This is a genomic window from Bradyrhizobium manausense, assembly GCF_001440035.1.
GTDB lineage: Bacteria > Pseudomonadota > Alphaproteobacteria > Rhizobiales > Xanthobacteraceae > Bradyrhizobium > Bradyrhizobium manausense.
On record NZ_LJYG01000110.1, the window covers coordinates 220,493 to 239,381 of the forward strand.

Annotated in this window: 11 protein-coding genes and 1 pseudogene; 8 read left to right on the forward strand and 4 right to left on the reverse strand. The window is 65.3% G+C overall.

Going from position 1 to position 18,889, the window contains the following annotated elements:
* The first annotated feature begins 33 nt into the window (after nt 1-33).
* A complete protein-coding gene (gene ppdK, locus AOQ71_RS35415) occupies nt 34-2,925 on the forward strand; it encodes a pyruvate, phosphate dikinase (protein ID WP_057757184.1) in 2,892 nt (963 codons plus the stop codon).
* Between the two features lie 442 nt (nt 2,926-3,367).
* Nucleotides 3,368-4,828 (forward strand): cell wall hydrolase, encoded by a 1,461-nt coding sequence (locus tag AOQ71_RS35420; RefSeq protein ID WP_057757187.1) that lies wholly within the window; start codon nt 3,368-3,370, stop codon nt 4,826-4,828.
* 149 nt (nt 4,829-4,977) lie between these two features.
* Here AOQ71_RS35420 and nadC read toward each other — a convergent pair whose 3' ends face one another.
* The 3 genes from nadC to nadA all read right to left on the reverse strand — a co-directional run bounded on the left by nadC (nt 4,978) and on the right by nadA (nt 8,672).
* Nucleotides 4,978-5,856: a carboxylating nicotinate-nucleotide diphosphorylase gene (gene nadC, locus AOQ71_RS35425; RefSeq protein WP_057757189.1), complete on the reverse strand. Its 879-nt coding sequence runs from the start codon at nt 5,854-5,856 to the stop codon at nt 4,978-4,980.
* Between the two features lie 11 nt (nt 5,857-5,867).
* Nucleotides 5,868-7,475: an L-aspartate oxidase gene (locus AOQ71_RS35430; protein ID WP_057757191.1), complete on the reverse strand. Its 1,608-nt coding sequence runs from the start codon at nt 7,473-7,475 to the stop codon at nt 5,868-5,870.
* Between the two features lie 93 nt (nt 7,476-7,568).
* Nucleotides 7,569-8,672, reverse strand: coding sequence for a quinolinate synthase NadA (gene nadA, locus AOQ71_RS35435; protein WP_057757193.1), 1,104 nt, complete (start codon nt 8,670-8,672; stop codon nt 7,569-7,571).
* A 340-nt stretch (nt 8,673-9,012) separates the two neighbouring features.
* On the opposite strand from nadA, the gene AOQ71_RS35440 reads away from it, so the two are divergent.
* The 6 genes and pseudogenes from AOQ71_RS35440 to AOQ71_RS35465 all read left to right on the forward strand — a co-directional run bounded on the left by AOQ71_RS35440 (nt 9,013) and on the right by AOQ71_RS35465 (nt 16,483).
* Complete coding sequence (locus AOQ71_RS35440; RefSeq protein WP_057757195.1) at nt 9,013-10,263, forward strand: MFS transporter; 1,251 nt, start codon at nt 9,013-9,015, stop codon at nt 10,261-10,263.
* 42 nt (nt 10,264-10,305) lie between these two features.
* Entirely contained in the window at nt 10,306-11,292 is a 987-nt protein-coding gene (gene acuI / locus AOQ71_RS35445; RefSeq protein WP_057757197.1) for an acrylyl-CoA reductase (NADPH), read from the forward strand.
* A 113-nt stretch (nt 11,293-11,405) separates the two neighbouring features.
* Nucleotides 11,406-12,020: a hypothetical protein gene (locus AOQ71_RS35450; RefSeq protein ID WP_057757199.1), complete on the forward strand. Its 615-nt coding sequence runs from the start codon at nt 11,406-11,408 to the stop codon at nt 12,018-12,020.
* 163 nt (nt 12,021-12,183) lie between these two features.
* On the forward strand, nt 12,184-12,444 hold the full coding sequence (locus tag AOQ71_RS35455) for a DUF6894 family protein (RefSeq protein ID WP_057757201.1): 261 nt from the start codon (nt 12,184-12,186) through the stop codon (nt 12,442-12,444).
* 285 nt (nt 12,445-12,729) lie between these two features.
* Complete coding sequence (locus AOQ71_RS35460; RefSeq protein ID WP_057757271.1) at nt 12,730-14,472, forward strand: methyl-accepting chemotaxis protein; 1,743 nt, start codon at nt 12,730-12,732, stop codon at nt 14,470-14,472.
* Nucleotides 14,473-14,795: 323 nt separating this feature from the next.
* Nucleotides 14,796-16,483 (forward strand): annotated as a pseudogene (locus tag AOQ71_RS35465) (methyl-accepting chemotaxis protein).
* A 61-nt stretch (nt 16,484-16,544) separates the two neighbouring features.
* Here the strand turns inward: AOQ71_RS35465 and AOQ71_RS35470 are convergent.
* On the reverse strand, nt 16,545-18,889 hold a 2,345-nt coding region (locus tag AOQ71_RS35470), incomplete at its 5' end, for a DUF2339 domain-containing protein (RefSeq protein WP_083514742.1).

Sequence of the window (18,889 nt, forward strand, 5' to 3'; positions counted from 1 at the left end):
TTTCCCATTCCTCTCGAAGGTTGTGTGCAAGCTATGGCCAAAGCCGCCTCGAAGCCTAAGAAACTGCCAGCGAAATCAAAGCCTTCCGTCAAGGCGAAAGCCGCGCCGGCGGCCCGCAAGGCGCTGCCCAAGAGTTCTGTGAAGAGCGCCCCGAAGCCGGTCGCCAAGGTTGCCGCCAAGGCCGCGGCCAAGCCGGCCGCAAAGGCTGCGGCCAAGGCGGCCAAAAGCGCGCCGGCAAAGATCCCGGCCAACAAATGGGTCTTCACCTTCGGCGACGGCAAGGCAGAGGGCCGGACGGAGATGCGCGACCTGCTCGGTGGCAAGGGCGCCAACCTCGCCGAGATGGCCAATCTCGGCCTGCCGGTGCCTCCGGGCTTCACCATCCCGACCTCGGTCTGCACCTATTTCTACGCCCACGGCAAAACCTATCCGAAGGAGTTGCAGTCGCAGGTCGAGAAGGCGCTCGACCATGTCGGCAAGTTGACCGGCAAGGTGTTCGGCGACACCAAGAACCCGCTGCTGGTCTCCGTACGTTCAGGCGCGCGCGCCTCGATGCCGGGCATGATGGACACCGTGCTCAATCTCGGCCTCAACGACCAGACGGTCGAAGCGCTGGCGGAGCTCTCCGGCGACCGTCGCTTCGCCTACGACAGCTATCGCCGCTTCATCACCATGTATTCCGACGTGGTGCTCGGCTTCGAGCATCATCACTTCGAGGAAATCCTCGACACCTTCAAGGACAGCCAGGGCTATACGCTCGACACCGACCTCACCGCCGAAGACTGGGTCGAGCTGGTCGGCAAGTACAAGGACGCGGTCGCGCGCGAGACCGGCAAGGACTTTCCGCAGGATCCGCATGACCAGCTCTGGGGCGCGGTCGGCGCGGTGTTTTCGTCCTGGATGAATGCGCGCGCGGTGACCTACCGCAAGCTGCACGATATCCCGGAGTCGTGGGGCACCGCGGTCAACGTGCAGGCCATGGTGTTCGGCAACATGGGCGAGACCTCGGCAACCGGCGTTGCCTTCACCCGCAATCCCTCGACCGGCGAGAGCAAGCTCTACGGCGAGTTCCTGATCAACGCACAAGGCGAGGACGTGGTGGCGGGCATCCGCACGCCGCAGGACATCACCGAGGAAGCGCGCAAAGAGTCGGGTTCCGACAAGGCGTCGATGGAAGCGGCGATGCCTGAGGCCTTCAAGGAGCTGACGCGGATCTACACGCTGCTCGAGAAGCACTACCGTGACATGCAGGACATGGAGTTCACGGTCGAGCAGGGCAAGCTGTGGATGCTGCAGACCCGCAGCGGCAAGCGCACGGCGAAGGCTGCGCTCCGCATCGCGGTCGAGCTTGCCAATGAGGGCCTGATCACAAAGAAGGAAGCGGTGACGCGGATCGATCCCGCCTCGCTCGACCAGCTCCTGCATCCGACCATCGATCCGAACGCCAAGCGCGACGTGATCGCGACCGGCCTGCCGGCTTCGCCAGGGGCTGCCTCCGGCGAGATCGTGTTCTCGTCGGATGAAGCGGCCAAGCTCCAGGGCGACGGGCGCAAGGTCATTCTGGTCCGGATCGAGACCAGCCCGGAAGATATCCACGGCATGCACGCCGCCGAAGGCATCTTGACCACGCGCGGCGGCATGACCTCGCACGCGGCGGTCGTCGCGCGCGGCATGGGCAAGCCCTGCGTCTCCGGCTGCGGCACCATCCGCGTCGATTACGGCCGCGGCACCATGAGCATCGGCTCGCGCACCTTCAAGGCCGGTGACGTCATCACCATCGACGGCTCGCTTGGCCAGGTGCTGGCCGGCCGCATGCCGATGATCGAGCCGGAACTGTCCGGCGAATTCGGCACGCTGATGACCTGGGCCGACCAGGTCCGCAAGATCGGCGTCCGCGTCAACGGCGACACGCCCGACGATGCCCGCACCGCGATCAAGTTCGGCGCCGAAGGCATCGGCCTCTGCCGCACCGAGCACATGTTCTTCGAGGAGACCCGCATCCGCACCGTGCGCGAGATGATCCTCTCCGAGGACGAGCAGTCGCGCCGGGCCGCGCTGGCAAAGCTGTTGCCGATGCAGCGCGCCGACTTCGTTGAGCTGTTCGAGATCATGAAGGGCCTGCCCGTCACGATCCGTCTGCTGGACCCGCCGCTGCACGAATTCCTGCCGCACACCCATGCCGAGGTCGAGGAAGTGGCGCGCGCCATGAACACCGATCCGCGGCGTCTGGCCGACCGTGCGCGCGAACTGTCGGAGTTCAATCCGATGCTCGGGTTCCGCGGCTGCCGCATCGCGATCGCCTATCCTGAGATCGCCGAGATGCAGGCCCGCGCGATCTTCGAGGCGGCGGTCGAGGCCGAGAAGCGCACCGGCAAGGCCGTCGGCCTCGAGGTGATGGTGCCGCTGATCGCGACCAAGGCCGAACTCGACCTGGTCAAGGCCCGCATCGATGCCACCGCGAAGTCGGTCATGCGTGAGACCAATACCAAGATCGCCTATCAGGTCGGCACCATGATCGAGCTGCCGCGCGCCTGTCTGCTCGCGGAAGAGATCGCCGAAAGCGCCGAGTTCTTCTCGTTTGGCACCAACGACCTGACGCAGACGACCTACGGCATCAGCCGCGACGACGCGGCGAGCTTCCTCGGTCCCTACGTCGCCAAGGGCATCCTTTCGATCGATCCCTTCATCTCGCTCGACCAGCAAGGCGTCGGCGAGCTCGTCAAGATCGGCGTCACGCGCGGCCGCAAGACGCGGGCGAAGCTCAAGGTGGGCATCTGCGGCGAGCACGGCGGCGATCCCGCCTCCGTCGCCTTCTGCCACAATGTCGGTCTCGACTACGTGTCCTGCTCGCCGTATCGCGTGCCGATCGCGCGGCTCGCGGCGGCCCAGGCCGCGCTCGGCAAGGCGATTGCGAGCCAGGCGTAAGGCGAAGCAACATACCGTGATGATGCGAAAGAGGCGGAGCTTGCTCCGCCTCTTTTCATTTGGGGCGACGCCCTCTCGACTCGTCATTGCGAGGAGCCCTTGCGACGAAGCAACCCAGAATCTTTCCGCGGAGACAGTCTGGATTGCTTCGCTGCGCTCGCAATGACAGCGGAGGAGGAACCAGGCGCGTCCCGTAATGATACGCGTGCGCAAGAGTTCCTTCACCATTCGCGTTGACCGATTGTTTACCGCTTCTCGCGACGCGGTGTTTACCAGCACATCGCATCGCCCCGTGAAAACACCCGACATCGCTTGCGTGTGTTTCGCGCGCAACGCGGATTAACGCCCCGGCAACCTAAATTAGATACTTACGATAAGGATCGAATTGCACGGATGTACTGAGTTCGATCAGGACGGACGTAAGCGTAGCGTGAGCGTATCGATGTCAGTGTTGCGTAACCATCCGAAGGGTGCGCGGTTCGCATCCTTCGGACTCGGTCTCTGCATCTTCGCATTGATGCCGAGAGAGATCGGATATCAGGACATAGGCTCGCTGCTGGCGCGTCAGCCCGGCGTCGCCGAGCGCTGGCAGAAGCAGGTGTTCTCTGCGGCCTCGTCCATTCAGCTTGCCACTTACAGTTTCTCGCCCCCGATCGGCACGTCGGCGCCGCAGAGCGCGATGGTTCGTCTCGCCAGCCTCGACGGCCGCGATGTCACCGGTTCCATTTCGCGCAATCCGGTGCTGCAGGCGCCGGCGCGTTACCAGGCCTCCGACTTTCCCAAGGTCGATCGCGCGCTGAAAGGCGATCGTCTCGCCATCGTGACACCTGCGCCAGTACCTCAGCCGGCTGCTCCGGCCGTGACGCCCGCGCAGCAGGATCCCGCGACCTCGAACAGCTCCGTGTTCGGTGCCAAGACCGCCGAGCTGCGCGCCGTGCAGTCGCAGGCGATGTCGCCGGAGTCAGCGGCCGCGCTCGATCCCGAGCTTCAGGAGGCGATGCGTGCGCCGCCGTTGGCTCAATATACAAATCCGCCGAAGGCCGATGACAACGCGCTGTCCTTCGCGGCGCAGCCGCTCAACACCTTGAAGCAGGCGACATCAGCAGCCCCGCCGCGCGATCCCTTCAGCGTCAAAACCTCGAACCTGTTCTTCGGCAGCTCCTCGTTGGGCGGCAACCTCGAGAGCATCGAGAGCTGGCAGCCGGGCGCCGAGCCGCTGATCGTGATGCCCGACCCCGACATGAAGCTGGCCTCGCTGTCGCCGCCGAACGAGGACGCCCCCAGCATCACCGAGAGCGGCGAGAGCATCGCGCCGAAGGGTGAGGTCAACGCCGACAACCAGCGCGCCAAATCTCCGGCCGAGCGGCTGGCGCTCGACGAGAAATCACGCGCCAAGTCGGAGAAGTGCCTCGCCGAAGCCGTTTATTTCGAATCCCGCGGGGAGGCCGTGCGCGGCCAGATCGCGGTCGCGCAAGTGGTGATGAACCGCGTATTCTCGGGCAAATATCCCGATACGGTGTGCGGCGTGGTCTATCAGAACAAGTACCGCCACTTCGCCTGCCAGTTCACCTTTGCCTGCGACAACAATCCCGATGTGATCCGCGAGCCCGAGATGTGGGAGCGCGCCAAGAAGATTTCGAGGGCCATGCTCGACGGCCAGATCTGGCTGCCTGAAGTGGGCAAATCGACGCATTACCACGCCTATTGGGTGCGTCCGTCCTGGGTCGCCGAGATGAAGAAGATGTACAAGACCGGCGTGCACACTTTCTATCGGCCGCGCAATTGGGGCGATGGAGCTGAGGAGCCGAGCTGGGGCACGCCGGCGCAGACCGCCGCGCTCTCGGCCGAGCTCGCGCAGGCGGCCAAGAGCTCCGCCGAGATGGGCGTGACGGAGCGAAGGTAGTTATCGTCAGAAACGGTCGTCACGCCCTGGGCCTGTCCCGCCTGCGCGGCCGTAGCCGCTTCGGCGCGGCGAAGGCCCGGGCATCCACGTTCTTCGTNGGCCGGGACAAGCCCGGCCATGACGTTGCGGAAGCTTTGGGTGTGCCGTCCTCACATCTCGATATCCAGCGCGCAGTCGAAATTCGGCGCCGAATGCGTCAGGGCGCCTGACGAGGCGTAATCGACACCGGTCGCCGCGATCGCCGCAATCGAGTCCAGCGTGACACCGCCCGAGGCTTCCAGCTCCAGCCGGCCTTCCGTCATTCGCACAGCCTCGCGCAGCGTCGCGATGTCCATGTTGTCGAGCAGCACCGCATCGGCCAGATCAGTGGCGAGCACGTCGCGCAGCTGTGCGAGCGTATCCACCTCGATCTCGATCTTGACGAGATGGCCGGCACGCGCACGAGCGCGTTCCAGCACCGGCCGGATGCCGCCGGCAACCGCGATGTGGTTGTCCTTGATCAGGATGGCATCGTCCAGGCCGTAACGGTGGTTGAAGCCGCCGCCGCAACGCACCGCGTATTTCTCCAGCGCCCGCAATCCGGGCGTGGTCTTTCGCGTGCAGCAGATGCGCATTTTCGTGCCCTCGGCGCGCGCGACGTAGTCGGCCGTGAGCGTCGCGACGCCGGACAGGCGGCCGACGAAGTTCAGTGCAGTCCGTTCCGCGGTGAGAACCGCGCGCGCCGGGCCGGAGATCGTCAACACCTGCTGCCCGCGCCCGACGCGCGCGGCGTCGCGGATATGCGCGCGGACCTCAATGTCGGTCGAGAGCTTTTGCAGCGTCGCCAGCGCCAGCGGCAGGCCGGCGATGACACCGGACTGGCGTGCAACCAGCACGGCCTGCGCCTTGGTCGCTTCCGGGATCGTCGCGAACGAAGTGATGTCGCCGGCGCGGCCGAGATCCTCGTCGAGTGCGCGATGCACGGCGTCATCGATGGCAAGCGGAGACAGGAAGGCGTCGGGATGGAGCAGGGAGGTTGGGGTGATCATGACAAACTCCGTCAGGCGATCATGGATTGCGCGATGCGCGGCGTTGATTGCGCACTCAGCCCGTCCGCGACCTCATGCGCTTGGGCGAGTGTCATCATCGTTCTCTGCGCCAGCGCGGGCGCCTCCTCGGGATGGTCGGAGCGGAAATGCGCGCCGCGACTCTCGCGCCGGCTCCAGGCCGCGGACGCCACGAGCAGGGCCGCTGTCGCCATGTGGCGGACTGCGATGCTTGTTGCCGAGCGCTCGAGCCCGGCAAAACTGCGGACAGCTTCTGCCAGCCCGTCGCCTTCGCGGATCACGCCGACATGCGTGGTCATCATCGCGCGCAACCGCTTCACGGCGCTTGCATCCGGCGCGCCGCCGCGTGGCGTCACCAGTGCTTCGGGGAGGCGGGCAGGTGAGGGGATCGCCCGGCCGGCGATGTCGTCGGCGATGCGCGCGGCATAGACCACGGCCTCCAGCAGCGAATTCGACGCAAGCCGGTTGGCGCCATGCATGCCGGTGGACGAGACTTCGCCGCCGGCCCAGAGCCCGTCGATCGAGCTACGGCCGCGTGCATCGACCGCGACGCCGCCCATGTGATAGTGCACGGCCGGCGCGATCGGGATGATTTGCGTTGCCGGATCGATGCCGGCGGCGATGCAGCTTGCATGCACCGTCGGGAATTTGTCGGCGAAGCGGGGACCCAGCGCTTGCCGCGCATCGAGGAAGGCGCCGCGTCCCGCCGCGATCTCGGCAAACACGCCGCGGGCCACGATGTCGCGCGGCGCGAGTTCGGCGAGGGGATGCTGCGCGAGCATGAAGCGATCGCCCTCGCTGTTGATCAAGGTCGCGCCTTCGCCGCGCAGAGCCTCGGTCGCGAGCGGTGCCGGGTCCCGGCCAACCATGATCGCCGTCGGGTGGAATTGCACGAATTCCGGATCTGCGATCACGGCGCCGGCGCGCGCCGCGATCGCAAGGCCCGATCCATTGGCCTCGGCCGGATTGGTGGTGACGGCATAGAGATGGCCGATGCCGCCGGTCGCGAGAACGACCGCGCGCGAGGACATCATCACGGGCCTTGCCGCAAAGTTGCCGGCCTCGCGCAATTGAAGGCCGGTGACGGCGCCATCCTCGGTGAGCAGCGCTTCGGCGACAAAACCTTCGATCAGGCGGATCGACGGCGTGCGGTGCACGGCTTCGCTCAGTGCCGCGATGATCGCTGCACCCGCGCCGTCGCCGCGCACGTGCACGATCCGCCGCGCCGAATGCGCGGCCTCGCGTCCCACCGCAAGCCGGCCTTCGAGATCGCGGTCGAACGGCACGCCATAGGCGAGCAGATCGTGGATCCGCAAGCCGGCCTCGCGCGCGATGCCGAGCGCGACCGTTTCATCGACGATGCCGCCGCCGACCGCGACCGTATCCGCAGCATGCGCTTCGGGAGTATCGCCGCCCGCGACGGCAGCTGCGATGCCGCCTTGCGCCCATGCGGACGATGCCCCTTGTCCAAGCGGCGCCGCCGAGATCAGCGTCACCGGCCGGGGCGCGAGTTTTAACGCGCAGAACAATCCGGCGAGGCCACCGCCGACGATGACGACGTCGTCGGTGGAGCGGGTGAGGTTGAGGATGTTGTGTGTCATAACTTTCTCCAAGTTCTCAGCTGTCGTCCCGGCCTGGCGCGCAATTGCGCGCGGGGGGCGGGACGCCCCCGTGTGTGTTGCCGCGACTCGTGCTCAATTCCTCAGATTGATCATCCGCTCGACCGCGCGCCTTGCGCGTACGGCAAGCGCCGGATCGATCGTCACTTCCTCGCCAAGCGTCAGCAGGCTCTCCAGGATGTTGGACAGCGTGATACGCTTCATGTGCGGGCAGAGATTGCAGGGACGCAGCATCTCCACGTCAGGCAGCTCGGCGCGGACATTGTCGGCCATCGAGCATTCCGTGATCATCACGAGGCGCTTCGGCCGTCGCTCGCGCACCCAATTGATCATGTGCGCGGTCGAGCCGGTGAAGTCGGCTTCTGCCAACACATCCGGCGGACATTCGGGATGCGCGATGATCTGCACGGAGGGATCGGCGTCGCGGAAGGCGCGCAGTTCCTCGCCGGTGAAGCGCTCATGCACCTCGCATGCGCCCTTCCAGGCGATGATCTTCACATCCGTCTTCGAGGCGACGTAAGTTGCGAGATAGCGGTCGGGCAGGAAGATCACGCTCGGTGCGTTCAGGCTCTCGACCACCTGCACCGCGTTCGACGAGGTGCAGCAGATGTCGACCTCGGCCTTCACCTCCGCTGACGTGTTGACATAGGCAACGACAGGCACGCCGGGAAATTTTTCGCGGAGCAGGCGCACGTCGGCCCCGGTGATGCTGGCAGCCAGCGAGCACCCGGCGCGTGCGTCAGGGATCAGCACTGTCTTGTCCGGATTGAGCAGCTTCGACGTCTCCGCCATGAAGTGCACGCCGCACTGGACGATGACGTCGGCCTTCACCTTGGTGGCCTCGACGGCGAGCTGCAGCGAATCGCCGCCGATGTCGGCGACGCCGTGAAAGATCTCCGGCGCTTGATAGTTGTGCGCGAGGATCACCGCGTTGCGTTCGCGCTTGAGCTGGTTGATCGCGTGGATCGTCGGCGCCATCAGCGGCCACTCGATCGGCGGAATCACATGCTTGACGCGCTGGTAGATTGGCGCGGTGGCGCGTTCGACCTCGCTGGTCCATTCCAGCGACGGCCGCGGCAGCGTTGGCTCGGATCGTGCCGGCGCTGATGGCGTGAAGGTCGCTTGGCCCTGTGGCCGGTTGGCGAAATCATCTGGACCGTAAATTTCAGCAATCGGCATCGAGGCCTCCCATGCGTCTCAATTATGCTCAACATGAGTATATATGAGCTCTGAGAAATCCGGCCGAGGGGCCGGTGGGATTCCGTCAATCACATATACTCAATCTGAGTAAATCAAACATAACATGGTCTGCGGCGGACCGCTAGGCCCCGCCGCACACATTCCCGTCAAGTCGGTCCTGTGCGGCGCCGGAGGAGGTCTCGACGAAACGCAATGCTCCCGCAAAAGCCCTCCGTGGAACGCAACCATTTCTGACTTTCGATTTTCATGCATCTGCATTAAACGGCGGACATGCGGTCGCCGATTTAGCGGATCGCCAACGCCGAATGAGGGAACAACCATGTCGACACAAGCGGGCGAACTCGCTCCCTCTCGTTCCTCTCACTGGCGCACCCCGGCCGCCATCATCCTCTGCGGCTGTGCGATCGGCATGCTCGGCTTCGGCCCACGCTCGGCGCTGGGCTTCTTTGTGCAGCCGATGAGCCACGAATTCGCCTGGGGCCGCGACGTGTTCGGCCTTGCGATCGCCGTGCAGAATCTGTTGTGGGGATTGGGCCAGCCGTTCGCCGGCGCGGTCGCCGATCGCTTCGGCCTGTTCCGCGTGATGTGTGTGGGCGCGCTGCTCTATGCCGGTGGTCTCCTGCTGATGCGCTATTCGTCGACGCCGATGTCGCTCAACATCGGCGCGGGCGTGATGGTCGGCTTCGGCCTCGCCGGCTGCTCCTTCAATCTGGTGCTGTCGGCGTTCACGAAACTCTTGCCGGCTGAAAAGCGCGGCCTGGCGCTCGGCGCCGGCACCGCGGCGGGCTCGCTCGGGCAGTTCCTGTTCGCGCCTGTTGGCGTGGCGCTGATCGACAATTTCGGCTGGCAGCAGGCGCTCACCGTGTTCGGCTTCCTGATGCTGCTGATCATCCCGCTGTCGCTGGCGATCTCGACGCCGCCGGTCGCAACCACGGCCAGCTCGGCGCCTGCGGATGAGCAGACCATCACCCGCGCGCTCGCCGAAGCTTTCGGCCATCGCTCCTATGTGCTGCTGGTGCTCGGCTTCTTCACCTGCGGCTTCCAGCTTGCCTTCATCACCGTGCATCTGCCGGCGTTCCTGGTCGATCGCGGCGTTTCGACGCAAACCGGCGGCTGGGTGATTGCGGCGATCGGCCTGTTCAACATCATGGGCTCGCTCAGCGTCGGCTATCTGCAGAACTCGCTGCCCAAGCGCTACATCCTCTCGGCCATCTATTTCACCCGCGCGCTCGCGACGCTTGCCTTCATCTCGTTCCCGATCACGCCGTTCTCGGCGATCGCATTCGGTGCAATCTCCGGCCTCACCTGGCTGTCGACGGTGCCGCCGACCTCGGCGCTGGTGGCGCTGATGTTCGGCACGCGCTGGCTGGCCACGCTCTATGGCTTTGCCTTCGTCAGCCACCAGGTCGGCGGTTTCCTCGGCGTCTGGTTAGGCGGCATCGTGTTCGAGAAATTCGGGTCCTACACGCCGATCTGGTGGCTCTCGATCCTGTTCGGCGTGCTCTCGGCGCTGATCAATCTCCCGATCGTGGAGCAGCCGGTCGCACGAGCGGTTGCGCAGCCTGCCTGATCGGCTAAACATCCCGGTCAAACAAGTCAGGGAGTTCAAGCCGTGGCCACATTCAAGGCGATCCGGATCGACAAGGCGGACAAGGGCACCACCGCGCAGCTAACGCAGTTCGACGAAGCCGAGCTGATGGAGGGCGACGTCACCGTCCGCGTCGAATACTCGACGCTGAACTACAAGGACGGCCTCGCGCTGACAGGCAAGGCACCGGTGGTGCGCCGCTTCCCGATGATCGCCGGTATCGATTTCGCCGGCACGGTCGAGTCCTCTTCCCATCCGCAATGGAAAGCGGGCGACAAGGTCGTTTGCACCGGCTGGGGCATGGGCGAGACCCATCTCGGCGCCTATGCCGAGAAGGCACGCGTGAAAGGTGACTGGCTGGTCGCCCTGCCGCAGGGCCTGTCGGCGCGCGATGCCATGGCGATCGGCACCGCCGGCTTCACCGCGATGCTCTCGGTGCTGGCGCTGGAGAAGCACGGCCTGTCGCCGAAGAGCGGCCCTGTGGTCGTGACCGGCGCGGCAGGCGGCGTCGGCTCGGTCGCCATCGCCGTGCTGTCCCGGCTGGGCTACCACGTCATCGCCTCGACCGGCCGCGCCTCCGAGGCCGATTACCTGAAGAGCCTCGGCGCAGCCGAGGTGATCGACCGCAATGAATTGTCGGGCCCGGCAAAGCCCCTGGCCAAGGAGCGCTGGGCGGGCGGCGTCGATAGCGTCGGTTCGACCACGCTGGCGAACCTGTTGTCGATGACCAAGTATGGTGGTGCCATCGCCGCCTGCGGTCTTGCAGCCGGCATGGACCTGCCGGCTTCTGTTGCACCCTTCATTTTGCGCGGGGTGTGCCTTCTCGGCATCGATTCCGTGATGTGCCCGATTGAGCCGCGGAAAGCCGCCTGGCAGCGCCTCGCCTCCGACCTCGATCGGACAAAACTCTCTGAAATCACTACGGAAATTACACTCGACGAAGTTCTGGAATGGGGCGCGAAAATCCTGGCCGGTCAGGTCCGCGGCCGCATCGTGGTAAAAATTGTCTAACGGCGTTCAGACTTTACCAACCAAGCTGCTTCAATGTCGCCATGGTTAGTATGGTAAGCAGCGGGTAAAGAGATAAAGGCATCGCCCGCTGCGGGGTCGGTTCGGAGTAGAGCATGCTTGCGCGTATTGTGTTGGGGGCTGTCACGGCAGTCGTGACGTTTGCGCCGGCCATCGCCTTGGCCGGGAGTATGAATGCCGACGAGGCGCGTCGCTTCGTCGCCGGCAAGGTCTTCGCCTTCACCTGTTTCGACGGCACCCGCGGTGCAGGCCGGATCCTCGACGACCTCGGCGCCGCCGGCGCGGTGCAGTTCTCGGGCTCGGGCCCGGTGCGCCATCTTCGCCTGCCGGGCAACACGCTCCAGATCCGCGGCCAGAACGTCTGCGCCTCGATCAAGGGCATTCCGTTCGAGCCTTGCTTCAACCTGGAAAAGACCGACGATCGCAGCTTCCGCGGCTCGGTCTCCGGCATGGGCTTCGCCTATTGCGACTTCCATCACCAGGGCGGCAACCAGATGCTGATGGCGCGCGCGGTTGCGCGTCCCCGCTCGCTGCGGGCGCCCGAGCAGACCGGTTCGATCAATGCTCCGAGCACCGAAGTCGCCGCGCGCGTCGAGACGCCGCGGATCGAGAGCAGCCGGATCGAACCTGTGAAGTCGGAAGCGAAGTCCGAGCCGAAGGCGGAATCGAAGAACGAAGGTCCGCTGGAGCTGCGCCGCTCGACCGAGTGATGTCGGGCGCAGCCTGCGCTCAATTTACCTGCCCTTGACGAAAGCATAACACGGCGAAGCCGTGGCGCCGTAATCATACGGCCCGCGGTCTTTATGCCTTGGTAGCGACTGTCGCCCCAGCCTGCGGAACGGCCGGGAGGCGGCCCTACGCAAGAGTTCATCAATGTCGCTGTATTTCTTTCGCATCAGCTCTGGCCGCTATTCCGGTGCGGCTGATCAGCCGTACGAGTTCGAGGATGATGCCGCGGCCTGGACCGAGATGACCGAAGTGTGCGCCAATCTGCTCGGCAGCATCGCCCGCAATCTGATGCCGAACGCGAAGTGGAGCATGGAGCTGCTCGACGAGAACAAGAAGCAGGTCTTTCGCGTCAGCCTGGTCAGCGAGGCCGTCTGCTGCAGCGATAAGAGTGCGGACAGGCGTTGACGAAAGCAGCACCTGCAAATCCGGAAAGCGCCAGCGCGCCCTCTGTGTGCATCTCTCTTCGGAAGGAGCCTTAGACGCCACAACTCCGACCAGCGTGTGATTAACGTGATAAGCACGCTTTACGCGCTTGTTTTGTCGGCCTTTTTGATCGAATTCCAGTACTTCCCCGGAGGTTGCTGTTAACCAAATCGGAACGACAGGCGCTCATATTTTAGGCAAAGGCGATCAACGCCAAGAGTGGCCGGCAAAGACTCGACCACACTTTTCCTGTCGGGAAACCTGCCCATGTTGAGCCTCGTTCGAAATTTGCGGATCGGGACCAAGCTGGCGATCGCATCGGCACTTGCCATCGTCCTGGTTGTTTCGATGATTGGAAGTCAGCTCCTGGGTAACGCGAGCGTACGCGACGCCAACGAGAGCGTGCTCACACAGCAGGAGATAGCGCGCGGCGCGGTCACGACCGAGGTCGCAGTTCGCGGGATGCAACTCGCGGCCCGAGACATTCGCCTGGCCAGTAGCGTGGCCGATCTGCAGAAGGCCACACAGGCCTTGGCCGACCAACAGAGGGCGATGAATTCGCGCATCGAGACGATGCTGGGATTGTCTCATTCCGCCGAGAACCGCGCCAGGATGGAGCAACTGAGATCCCTTGCGGCGGACTACGCCAAGGGAGCCCAGCAGATCGCGGGGATGCGCAGCGAAGCCCTTGCTGCAGTGTCGAGCGGCTCAGACGGAGCGGCCCGCGCCACCAAGCTCAACGAAGAGGCGGTTCGCTTCGCCCGCGACGTTACCCTGCCCATTGCCGGCAAGATCGATGCGCTAATCGAGCAGATCGCCGACTATGCAAGGCACAAGTCCGAGGCGGAGAGTGCCGCAGCCACAGCGCAAATGAAATCGAGCGAGCGGACTGGGATGGTCATCGGCGCAATCGCCATGATGATCCTGATCGGCTCCTGGCTGATGTCCTTCCTCTCCATCGCCCGGCCGATCCGCGCGCTCACGATCGCGATGGAGAGGCTCGCGGAGGGAGATTTCTCGGTGGTGCTGCCGGGCCTCGGCCGCAAGGACGAGGTCGGCGGCGTCGCAGCGGCTGTCGAGAAATTCAAGATCGTGTCGGCGCAGAAAGCCAGCGAAGCCGCCGAGGCCAAGATCAGGCAAGACCACGCCGCCGCTGCCCAGCGCAAAGCCGAGATGCGCAAGCTCGCGGACGGCTTCGAATCCGCGATCGGTGAGATCGTCGAGACCGTATCGTCGGCCGCGACCGAGCTTGAGGCTTCGGCCTCGACGCTGACCTCGACTGCCGAGCGCGGCCAAGGGCTCGCCACAATGGTCGCCGCCGCCTCCGAAGAGGCTTCCACCAACGTGCAATCGGTGGCTTCCGCGACCGAGGAGCTGTCGTCCTCGATCACCGAGATCAGCCGCCAGGTGCAGGAATCGGCGCGGGTGGCGAGCGAGGCGGTCAGCCAGGCCCGTACCACGACAGACCGCGTTGGTGAGTTGTCCCAGGCCGCAACGCGCATCGGCGACGTGGTTGAGCTGATCAATACCATCGCGGGCCAGACCAACCTCCTGGCGCTCAATGCGACGATCGAGGCCGCGCGTGCCGGCGAAGCCGGCCGCGGCTTTGCGGTGGTCGCGTCCGAGGTGAAGGCGCTGGCCGAGCAGACCGCGAAGGCGACCGGCGAGATCGGCCAGCAGATCGCCGGCATCCAGACCGCGACCGAGCATTCGGTCGGCGCCATCAAGGGCATCAGCGACACGATCGAGAAATTGTCGGATATCTCCTCGACCATCGCGGCCGCCGTCGAGGAGCAGGGCGCCGCGACGCAGGAGATTTCCCGCAACGTGCAGAAGGCGGCTGAAGGCACCCATCAGGTATCGGCGAACATCACTCAGGTGCAGCGCGGCGCGAGCGAGACCGGATCGGCCTCCGCGCAGGTGCTGTCGGCGGCGCAGATGCTGTCGGGTGACAGCGATCGCCTCAAGCTCGAGGTCGGCAAGTTCTTAGGGACCGTTCGCGCGGCCTGAACAAGGTCGGCGCGGCCCTCTCGATCAACGACATAGCGGTCGCTGCGGTCGTTTGCATCCAGGGTTGCATCGGCCCGCAGCGGATTAAGTAGCCCGACGGGATGTTCGCGTTGTTGCAACAAATGGTTGTAGAAGAAATAACGGCCACATTGTCACATCCGTAGTTCCACGTAGGCCTCTGTTAACGGCTGCTTGCAACTATGTGCGCAATCTTGCCGGGTAGGAACCAGCCAGCATTGATGGAATGACTCCGTCCTGCCGTCCGCCGTGACGGTTGTGGCGCAGATGACGTATGGGTTCAGGTCTCATCGGGATTTGTCATGATGTCGAAATTGTCAATCGTCTTCAAGCTTCTGGCCGTTCTGTCGGTCCTCGTGCTGTCGCTTGCCGGCGTCGGCGTCGTAGCGATCGGCACGATGCAGAACATCAACTCCCATACCGTCGAGATCGCAGAGAGCTGGCTGCCGAGCGTCCGTGCGCTGGGTTCGATGCGCGCCGACATCAACGAGTTGCGCGTCGCGCTGCGTCTGCACCTGATGCAGGATAGCGCAGAAGGCAAGGAAGCGGCTGAGAAGCGTCTCGCTTCGCTTCGTGAGCGTATCGAGAAGACCCGGAAGACCTATGAGCCGCTGATCACGTCGGCCGAAGAGCGCGCCATTTACGGGCAATGGACCACGGCGTGGGGCGAGTATCTGAACGGCGTGCAGGACGTGATGGCGCTGTCGCGCAAGAGCCCAGGCAAATTCCCGACAGAGGCCAACGAGATGTTGCAGACCAAGGTCGCGAAGATGGCCCAGGCGGCAGATCCGCTGCTCCAGAAAGGCATTGAGCTGAACAATCACGGCGCCGAGCTGGAAACGAAGCAGGCGGCCGACAGCTACGCCACCATCTTCCGCTTGCTGGTCGGCATCATCATCGCCTCGGTGGCGATCGCGATCGGTGCGGCCTATTATCTCGTGCGCGACGTGTCGCGCGGCATTGCCTCGATCATCAAGCCGATGCAGTCGCTCGGTGAGGGCGACCTCTCGGCCGAGGTGCCGCACCGCGGCGAGAAGACCGAGATCGGATCGATGGCGGATGCGCTGCAGATCTTCAAGGAGGCGCTGATCGCCAAGCGCGCAGCGGACGAGGCCGCGAGGGTCGACGCCGAGGCCAAGATCGAGCGTGGCCGCCGCGTCGACGCCATCACCCGCAAGTTCGAAGCCATGATCGGCGAGGTCGTTGGGACCGTGTCGTCGGCGTCGACCGAGCTCGAAGCCTCCGCTTCGACGCTGACCAACACCGCCCAGCGCGGCCAGGAGCTGGCGACCGTCGTCGCCGCGGCCTCCGAAGAAGCATCCACCAACGTGCAGGCTGTGGCATCCGCTTCCGAGGAGCTGTCGTCCTCCATCACCGAGATCAGCCGCCGCGTGCAGGACTCAGCGCGGATGGCGGCGGAGGCCGTCGAGCAGGCGTCGCGGACCAACGAGCGCGTCAACGAGCTGTCGCAGGCGGCCGCCCGCATCGGCGACGTGGTCGAGCTGATCAACACCATCGCGGGCCAGACCAATCTGCTGGCGCTGAACGCCACCATCGAGGCGGCGCGCGCCGGCGAAGCCGGCCGCGGTTTTGCCGTCGTCGCCTCCGAGGTGAAGGCGCTGGCCGAGCAAACCGCGAAGGCGACCGGCGAGATCGGGGCGCAGGTCGCAGGTATCCAGGCCGCAACGCAGGAATCCGTCAGCGCCATCCAGGAAATTGGCGGCACCATCGAGCGGCTGTCGGAAGTGTCGGCGGCGATTGCCGCCGCGATCGAGGAGCAGGGCGCGGCGACGCAGGAGATCTCGCGCAACGTCCAGCAGGCCTCGGTTGGCACCCAGGAGGTCTCCTCGAATATCACAGATGTGCAGCGCGGGGGATCGAGACCGGCTCCGCCTCAGCCGAAGTTCTGTCGGCGGCGAAGTCGCTGGCGACAGACAGCACACGTCTCAGGGTCGAGGTCGCGCAGTTCCTGGAGTCGGTCCGCGCGGCCTAAATAGCAGGTCGAAGTTGCCTTCACCTCTCCCCGCCGGGGAAAGGTGAACACTCGACCTCCGTTATGAGCTTGTCTGCGGGGCCGGCGGTGGCATTGCCTGTCGCCGGAACAGGATGCGCTGGTAGAGCCAGCCGATCGCGACCAGCACGATGCCGAGGCCCATGAACGACAGCGCACGATAGACGCCTGTCAGCGTCGACATGTCGATGACGAAGGCCTTCAGGATCGTCAGCGCGATGACGGCGGCGGACGCCAGCCGCGCCCGCTCGGAGTTGGCGAGAATGCCGATGCCGAGCAGCACCACGCCGAAGGCGAGCCAGCCGATCGAATAGGTGTATTGCTCGGCTCCCGTGGTCTCGCCGCTGGTGAGGAACGGGCCGTGATAGAAGCGGCGGATCTCCAGCGTCAGATAGACAAGCGCAAACACCAGCGTGGCCCCCGCGATCGTGTTCGCATAGACCTTGCCCCGCGCGCCGACGACCGCGTAGGCGAGCAGCAGCATCAGCACCGCGGGCAGGGCGTAACCGAGCAGCAGCAGGTTGAACACGGCGCCGCCGACATCAATGTGCCACAGCAGCGGATTCTCGAGGAACAGCAGGCCCAACACGCTGATGCAGCCGGCGATCGCCGTCAGCACGATGGCGCCGACATTGTGCACGATAGAGTGGCTGCGCAGCCGCAACCGCTCCAGTCCGATCGCCATCGCCAGCGCCACGCAGACCTGAAGAGCGGCCTCCAGCAGCGAGGGCGATGCGATCATGTCGCCGCCGGTCGCGAAGTGGCGGACCTCCATGAAAGCGAGCAGCGCGGTGAACAGGATCGCGGCCGCTTCCACCATGCGCAGCGGCGCATCGTCGCCCCTGCGGCGCAGGAACCGGCTCGCCGCCCAGAACGAGGCGGCCGGCAGGCCATAGCCCCACAGCAGCCAGTTGAAGATCGGCGTGGTGCCGACGGCATCGCCAACGATGCGCGGATCATAGAGGATGCGCGCGGTGACGATGCCGGCGAAGATCGCGGCGAGCCAGCGCAGGAACGGGATCGGCCGCTGCAGCGCAATCCAGGCGGTGCCGAGCGACATCAACGCCAGCGCGATGGTGAGCCAGCCCTTCTCCAGCGCGAAGGTCAGCGCCAGGGCCAGCGCGCCGAGCGTGCCGGTCGCGAACAGCGCCGTCGAGATCGCAAGTCCCGGCCGGGTCTCGCGGCGGGTCAGCGTTTCGGTCGCAGCGCCGAACGCAGCTGCCAGCAGCACGGCGAGGATCGCGAACGGGATCGAGCGGTCGAGATGGGCGATGCGGGCGTAGAGCGCGATGAGGATCGCGATTGGCGTCGCGACACCTGCTGCCGACCACACCACGGGAATGATCGCCGAATGCGAGCGACCCTGGGCGAAGAAGCCGGCGATGCCGAAGCCGGCGGCGAAGATCGCGGCCATCGCCAGATGCTGCGTCACCGCGCTGTCGATCGCGTTCGGCGTGATGCCTGGCATGGGGCCGCCCGGCAGCACCAGCATGTCGGGATTGGCGCGTACCGCCCATTCGGCGAACACGATGAACACCGTTGCCGCCGCCGCGCCCAGCGCGCCGACGGCAGCCTCTGCGCGCCAGGCGACGAACAGCGTGGCCGCAACGAGCAATGTGTAGGCGATTAGCGCGAGGTCAGCATGCGCGCTCGACAACACGATCAACATCGCGCCGAACAGATAGGCACCGAGCGCGCTCGAGGAGACCGGCTCGATCTGGCCGCCTTCGATATCAGGGCCGAACATGAAGCCGCAGACCACGAGCAATGCAGCGAGCACGAAGCCTGACATCACGTGGAACGCATGCGGCGCGACGTGCAGGTCACCGGTATCGAGGCCCGGGAAAATCCAGAGCACGGCGAAGACGATCGTCGTCACCGCGAGCCAGCGCCATAGCCTGATGCGGGCGAGGCCAAAGCTCGCGGCGGTGACGATGGCAAGATAGATGTACAGCGCCCAATAGTCCGGGTTGCCGCTGGAGACCAGCACCGGCGTTGCGAAGGCGCCGACGATGCCGAGGCCCGCGAGCGCCGGCCCGTGCAGCAAAGCTGCCGCGAGCGTGGCCATCGCCACGATGCCGAGCAGCACGAAAGCGGTGGCCGGCACGAGGAAGCCATAGAGCGCATAGGCCGCATAGACGGTCGCGAACGCCACCGCCGTTCCAGCCGCGGTGAGGATCGCGGGGATGTTGGCGATCGGCAGCGCTGCAATGCTCGAGATGCTCTCCTTGCGCCGCGTCCATTCGCCGGCACCCAGCAGCGCGGCCGCAAACAGTCCGCCCAGGAATACCCGCACGCCGGGGCCGACAAGGCCGGCCTCGATCGAATAGCGCACCATGAAGAAGCCGCCGAGCGCGAGCGCCAGGCCGCCGATCCACACCACCCAGC

Coding starts and splice junctions, on each gene's coding strand:
- AOQ71_RS35440 (WP_057757195.1), top strand. CDS start 9,013: ATGTCGACACAAGCGGGCGAACTCGCTCCCTCTCGTTCCTCTCACTGG.
- AOQ71_RS35455 (WP_057757201.1), top strand. CDS start 12,184: ATGTCGCTGTATTTCTTTCGCATCAGCTCTGGCCGCTATTCCGGTGCG.
- AOQ71_RS35420 (WP_057757187.1), top strand. CDS start 3,368: ATGTCAGTGTTGCGTAACCATCCGAAGGGTGCGCGGTTCGCATCCTTC.
- nadA (WP_057757193.1), bottom strand. CDS start 8,672: ATGCCGATTGCTGAAATTTACGGTCCAGATGATTTCGCCAACCGGCCA.
- nadC (WP_057757189.1), bottom strand. CDS start 5,856: ATGATCACCCCAACCTCCCTGCTCCATCCCGACGCCTTCCTGTCTCCG.
- ppdK (WP_057757184.1), top strand. CDS start 34: ATGGCCAAAGCCGCCTCGAAGCCTAAGAAACTGCCAGCGAAATCAAAG.
- AOQ71_RS35450 (WP_057757199.1), top strand. CDS start 11,406: ATGCTTGCGCGTATTGTGTTGGGGGCTGTCACGGCAGTCGTGACGTTT.
- AOQ71_RS35430 (WP_057757191.1), bottom strand. CDS start 7,475: ATGACACACAACATCCTCAACCTCACCCGCTCCACCGACGACGTCGTC.
- AOQ71_RS35460 (WP_057757271.1), top strand. CDS start 12,730: ATGTTGAGCCTCGTTCGAAATTTGCGGATCGGGACCAAGCTGGCGATC.